Raw genomic sequence first — 6000 nt, 5'->3', positions numbered from 1 at the left:
GACCAGGCCGGCGCCGTTGCCGATGATGCCGACCTCGCCGTCGAGCTTGACGTAGTTGAGGTCGTTCTCCTTGGCCTTGAGCTCCAGCGGATCGGTGGCGTCACGATCGGCGAACTCGGCGTGGTCGGGGTGGCGGAAGTCGGCGTTCTCGTCCAGGGTGACCTTGCCGTCCAGCGCCAGGATCTCGTTCTCCGGCGTGCGGACCAGCGGGTTCACCTCGACCAGGGTCGCGTCCTCGTTGACGAAGACCTCCCACAGCTTCTGGATGGTCACCGCGGCGGCGTCCAGCACGTCGGCGGGCAGGTGGCCCTGCTCGGCGATCGAGCGCGCGAAGGCCAGGTCCACACCCTTGACCGCGTCGACCGGAACCTTGGCCAGGCGGTCGGGCTTGGTGGCGGCGACCTCTTCGATCTCCATACCGCCCTCGACCGAGCACATGGCCAGGTAGGTGCGGTTGGCGCGATCGAGCAGGAAGGAGATGTAGTACTCCTCCGCGATGTCCTTGGCCTCGGCGACCAGGATCTTCTTGGTGACGTGGCCCTTGATGTCCAGGCCCAGGATGTTGTTGGCGTGGGTGAAGGCGTCGCCCGGGGTGGCGGCGTACTTCACGCCACCGGCCTTACCGCGGCCGCCGACCTTGACCTGCGACTTGATCATCACAGGCTTGCCGATTTCGGTCGCGATGGCACGGGCGTCCTCGGCCGAGTCCGTGACGCGGCCCTCCGACGAAGGCACTCCGTGCTTCACGAAGAGTTCCTTCGCCTGATATTCGAAGAGATCCATGTACTCACCGTCTCGTCTGCGTTGTGGTGACAACGACTTTGTTGGCGGCCCGTCGTCGGAAGCGGGTCGAGTCGGACTCTAATCAGTTCGATGTCGCCGAAATCAGCCGCATACAGCCTAAGTGGCGCAGGTCACGAGCGGGCATCCGCCCGGGCAAAACCGCTGGCCAAGGCTACTGGCGAGTAGGTTGCTGACACGCCGCCAGGTAGGGCGGACGATGGTCCGAATTGCCACATTGGCTACTACATAGTGTAGTTGCCTGTTCTCACTCGCGTCCCCAGTGGAACGTGAGATATTCCGCGGGCCAGACGTGATCAATGTCACAAGTACCCCCTTATCGAGCGGAGCGCTTGCCCACCTGCAATCGTTTCGTTACCGTCGATGCGGTCGATGTCACAGCCAGATCACAGGCGTGACGGGAATACTCGTCACCCGGTCGTAAGGACCGGCTGGTAGAACACATCGACAGACCCACCCGGATGAGGCCGCGTACACCGCACCGATCAGGAGGACGGCAGGCTTGTTGCAGCACAGTGCTCCGCAGGTAGCGAGCCGTTCTACCGGCGCACCGCGTCCCGCGTCCTCCGGATCCCCCGCGTTACCCGGTCTCGGAGTCCGCCGATGAGCCACGGTCGCCTACAACCTGGGCATCGGCCACAGTCCGCTCGCCGTTACCGCGGCGACGGAGAATCCCTCGACCAGCATCCATACTTCGGTGGTAACCAATCTTTCGGCGGTTACACCGGTTCCCGTTCCGAGGAGCCCGCAGCCCCGCCCGTGCGCAGTATGCCGGGACGCGCCGACAGCTGGATGTCCGCCGGCGCCGGTGCGGCGGGCGCGACCGTCGTCGGCCTCACCGCGACCACCGGGAATTCCACCGAGAATGCCTGGGGGACAACCGGTTCGGAGGATTCCGGGCAGTGGCGGCCCTGGGGAGCCCAGGCGCAGCCCGACGGTGACTGGACCGCCGATCCGCAGTGGCCGCGGACCGACGAATGGGCCGCCGCCGACCCCGGTTTCGACGACGGCCGTGGCGTGCACTATCCCGAGGGCCCCGCCGACTACGACGCCGCCCACTACGACACCGCCGACGAATACGACCAACCCGCCGGCAACGAACCGTTCAACCTGGCCCGGCTGCGCAGCTCCCTCGAGCGTGACAGCGCCGACGCCGAGGAGGCCGGCACCGACACCGAAGGGCCCCGGCGCTTCAGCGGTGCGCATCGCGTGCCGACCCCGCCCGCCGCGCTCAAGGGCCGCGCCGCCGTGGTGGCGGTCGCCGCCGGCGCGGTGGTCGCCGCCGGACAGGCCGGAATGGAGTCCGGCAGCCAGCACCACACTGCGACCGCCGACTACGACGCCGCCGGTCAGGTCCACGAAATCGCGGCCCAGGCGGTCAGCACCCAGGCGGGTAATCCGCAGTCGCCGCAGGTTCTCAACGTCGCGCCCGTCGCGGATCTCAGTCAGTTCCAGGACATCCTGCAACACGGTCAGGAATTCGCCGCCGGACTCGCGGCCCAGGAATCGGCGAAACTGCGGCCCCTGTTCTCCAAATTCGCCAACGGCACCTTCACCTCCGGCTTCGGTAGCCGCTGGGGTGTGCAGCACCTGGGTGTCGACATCGCGGCCCCCATCGGTACCCCGATCTACGCGGTCGAGGACGGCGATGTGATCAGCGCCGGCCCGGCCTCCGGTTTCGGCATGTGGGTCCGCCTGCGGCACGCCGACGGCACCATCACGGTCTACGGCCACGTCGACACCGCCACCGTCTCGGAAGGCCAACATGTGATGGCCGGCGACCAGATCGCCACCGTCGGCAACCGTGGCTTCTCCACCGGCCCGCACTGCCACTTCGAGGTGTGGCTCAACGGCCAGGACAAGATCGACCCCCTCCCCTGGCTCGCCTCCCGCGGCATCTCCCTCGGCCCCGAACGCGACTAGGCTCGTCCGCCTCTCCCAGCAGTACGAGAGTTGGCGTTGCGGGCGGGTTTGGGGCGTACCCGGTGAGCCACCCATGTGCTCACGAAAACAGTTGTTGCACAATATTTTCGGTTGCGGGTGGATACGCGCGGCGGCCATTCTTGCGTCATGATCGAAATCCGGGTGGTAGGCCCTGAGGACTGGCGGGCTTGGCGCAGCGTTCGGCTGGCAGCACTGGCGGGGGCACCGGAGGCGTACCGGACCCGGCTGGCGGAGTGGCAGGGCGACGGCGATCGCGAGCACCGCTGGCGCGCGCGGTTGAATACGCCGGGAGCTCAGGATCTGCTGGCGTTGCACCACGGCGAACCGGTGGGGATGGCCAGCGGGGTGCCCGGGCCGGAAGATACCGCGGCCAAGGTGATTTCGATGTGGGTCGACCCGTCCGCGCGCGGTCTGGGCGTGGGCGATCTGCTGCTGACGACTCTCGAGCGCTGGGCTGCCGAATGCGGCTACACCACTCTCCGACTCGGCGTCTTCACCGACAACGAACCTGCCATCGCGCTGTACCGCCGCAACGGATTCGAATTCGACGCTGGGTCCGGCGAACGCGCCGAACGGGTCCAGCGCGCCGATCTCGACCCGGACCACCGCGTGGAAGTCGTCATGGCCAAAGCCGTGACGCCGTTCAGAGCTTGACCAGGGTCCGGCTGTACTGCGGAATCAGGCGGATCTTGCCGGCGGTGCCGAAATCGATGGTGACCGTGGCGAGGGCGCCGAAGCCTTCGGCGGCGACCACGCGGCCGAGACCGTACTTGTCGTCGCTGACGCGGTCGCCCACGGCGAGCACCAGCCCGGAGTTGTTGTGCTTGGCGGCGGGCCGGGCGGGGCTGCGGTCGCGCAGGCCGGGGCGCTGCTGGGACCAGCCGTCACCGCGGGTCCAATCACGTTCCAGGCCGTCGTCCTCACCGCGACGGCGGAAACCACGTCCGCCGGACGGCGGAGTCGGTTCCAGCCGCTGCCAATCCATCAGATGCCCCGGAATCTCCTGCAGGAAGCGGGACTCCGGATTCGACACCGCCTGTCCCCAGCCGGAGCGCACCACCGCGCGGCTCAGGTACAGCCGTTTCCGGGCGCGGGTGATGCCGACGTAGGCCAGGCGGCGTTCCTCGGCCAGTTCAGCGGGATCGCCCAGCGCGCGCATATGCGGGAACTGGCCGTCCTCCCAGCCGGTCACGAACACCACCGGGAACTCCAGGCCCTTCGCGGTGTGCAGGGTCATCAGGGTGACCACGCCGGAACCCTCGTCCGGGATCTGATCGGTATCGGCCACCAGCGAGACCCGTTCCAGGAACGCCGCCAGGGAACCGGGGTCCGGCTCGCCGTCGGCCGCTTCGGGCAGCAGGCCCTCCTCGCGAGCGGCCTCCACATTGTTGCGCGCCTCGGAACTGAATTCCCTTGCCACGCTGACCAATTCGTTGAGGTTGTCCAGCCGGGCGCCGTCCTGCGGATCGTCGGAGGCCTCCAACTCGGCGCGGTAACCGGTCTTGTCCAGGACCGCCTCGACGACATTGCCCACATCGGGGAATTCGGTGTCGTCGGTGACACCGGCGGCGCGGACCTCGTCGAGCAGATCGAGGAAGCCGGCGATCGCACGCTGGGCGCGGGTGTTCAGCAGCGCCACCTTGCCGTCGGCGGCGTCGCGCAGCGCGGCCGCGAAGCCGATGTCGCGCTGTTCGGCGTGCACCGCCACACACGCCTCGGCGCGGTCACCGATCCCCCGGCGCGGAGTGTTGAGAATGCGGCGCAGGCTCACCGCGTCGTCGGGATTCTCCAGCACGCGCAGGTAGGCCACCACATCGCGGACCTCCTTGCGCTCGTAGAACCGGACGCCGCCGACCACCTTGTAGGGCAGCCCCATACGGATGAAGATCTCTTCCAGCGCCCGCGAGTTGTTGTTGGTGCGATAGAACACCGCGACATCGCCGTAGTTGTAGTCGCCCTGTTCGACCAGCCGGTCGATCTCGCGCGCGACGAACGACGCCTCGTCGTGTTCGTTGTCGGCGACATAGCCGACGATCAGGTCACCCTCACCGGAGTCGGTCCACAACTTCTTGTCGCGCCGATTCTCGTTGCGCGAGATGACCGCGTTGGCGGCCGAGAGGATGTGCTGGGTGGAGCGGTAGTTCTGTTCCAGCAGAATCGTTTCCGCGTCCGGGAAATCGCGCTCGAATTCCTCGATATTGCGAATGGTCGCCCCGCGGAACGCGTAGATGGACTGGTCGGCGTCACCGACCACGCACAACTCGCTGGGCGGCACCGCATCGCCGCGGCGTGCCGGGCTGAATTCAGGATCGGCCGCCTCGGCCCCCGCGTCGGCGTCGGCGAGTTCGTCGGCCGCCGGTCGCACATGATGGCCGACCAGTTCGCGCACCAGCACGTACTGGGCGTGGTTGGTGTCCTGGTACTCGTCGACCAGCACATGCCGGAAGCGACGGCGGTAGTACTCCGCGACCTGCGGGTGGCTCTGCAGGAGCGCGACCGTCTCACCGATCAGATCGTCGAAGTCGAAGGCGTTGGCCGCGCGCAGCCGCCGCTGATATTCGGTGTAGACCCGGGCGACGATGCCGGGCAGTTCCGTCTCGTCGGATTCCGCGTCCGCCGTGGCCGTTTCGGGGTCGATCAGCTCGTTCTTGAGATTGGAGATGGCGGTCGCGAGCAGTCGCGGCGAATACTTCTTCGGATCCAGATTCTGGTCGCGAATGATCATTCCCAGCAGGCGGCGCGAATCGTCGGCGTCGTAGATGGAGAAGTTGGAGTTCAACGCACCGGGCAGCAGATTCGCCTGCATCCGCAGGATGCGCACACAGGAGGAGTGGAAGGTCGACACCCACATGGCGGCGGCGCGCGGACCGACCAGGTCCGTCACCCGCTCGCGCATCTCCGCAGCGGCCTTGTTGGTGAATGTGATCGCCAGGATCTGCCCGGGTGTGACGTCGCGTTCGGCCAGCAGATAGGCGATGCGCCGAGTGAGTACGGCGGTCTTCCCGGAGCCGGCGCCGGCCACGATCAGCAGGGGCGAACCCGCGTGCACAACCGCCGCCCGCTGCTGCGGATTCAGGCCCTCGAGCAGGCGCTGCGCCTGCTGATCGGCCGCCGCGGACCTGTCCGCACCTCGCGTTGCCGCCGTACCCACCGTTGCCGTCCCCGCCGCTGTTCCCGCCACCGTCGTCTCCATCGTCCATCCACGCTACCGGCGGCCACCGACATGCTGTAGTCCGGCGCGATCTCAGCGCATTC

At 67.5% G+C, this 6000-nt stretch carries 4 protein-coding genes; 2 read left to right on the top strand and 2 right to left on the bottom strand.

Going from position 1 to position 6000, the window contains the following annotated elements:
- A partial coding sequence (locus IRT45_RS21425; protein WP_194807621.1) for an ATP-grasp domain-containing protein occupies positions 1–783 on the bottom strand: 783 nt, incomplete at its 3' end.
- A gap of 786 nt (positions 784–1569) precedes the next feature.
- Between IRT45_RS21425 and IRT45_RS21420 the strand changes: the two genes are divergently transcribed.
- Both IRT45_RS21420 and IRT45_RS21415 read left to right on the top strand, forming a co-directional pair.
- The gene (locus tag IRT45_RS21420; protein ID WP_228534725.1) at positions 1570–2724 is read left to right on the top strand and encodes a M23 family metallopeptidase; all 1155 of its coding nucleotides are present in this window, start codon (positions 1570–1572) and stop codon (positions 2722–2724) included.
- Between the two features lie 147 nt (positions 2725–2871).
- The gene (locus IRT45_RS21415; RefSeq protein WP_194807620.1) at positions 2872–3399 is read left to right on the top strand and encodes a GNAT family N-acetyltransferase; all 528 of its coding nucleotides are present in this window, start codon (positions 2872–2874) and stop codon (positions 3397–3399) included.
- On the opposite strand, the gene pcrA is transcribed toward IRT45_RS21415, so the two are convergent.
- The gene (gene pcrA, locus IRT45_RS21410) at positions 3389–5938 is read right to left on the bottom strand and encodes a DNA helicase PcrA (RefSeq protein ID WP_194807619.1); all 2550 of its coding nucleotides are present in this window, start codon (positions 5936–5938) and stop codon (positions 3389–3391) included. The genes IRT45_RS21415 and pcrA overlap by 11 nt on opposite strands.
- Between the last annotated feature and the right edge of the window lie 62 nt (positions 5939–6000).

Source organism: Nocardia sp. BSTN01 (genome assembly GCF_015354405.1).
Lineage (GTDB): Bacteria > Actinomycetota > Actinomycetes > Mycobacteriales > Mycobacteriaceae > Nocardia.
This window is presented reverse-complemented; position numbering and strand designations above follow the sequence as displayed.

Bases quoted from the DNA above. Each gene is read 5' to 3' on its own strand.
- pcrA (WP_194807619.1), bottom strand. From the start codon at position 5,938: ATGGAGACGACGGTGGCGGGAACAGCGGCGGGGACGGCAACGGTGGGT.
- IRT45_RS21420 (WP_228534725.1), top strand. From the start codon at position 1,570: ATGCCGGGACGCGCCGACAGCTGGATGTCCGCCGGCGCCGGTGCGGCG.
- IRT45_RS21415 (WP_194807620.1), top strand. From the start codon at position 2,872: ATGATCGAAATCCGGGTGGTAGGCCCTGAGGACTGGCGGGCTTGGCGC.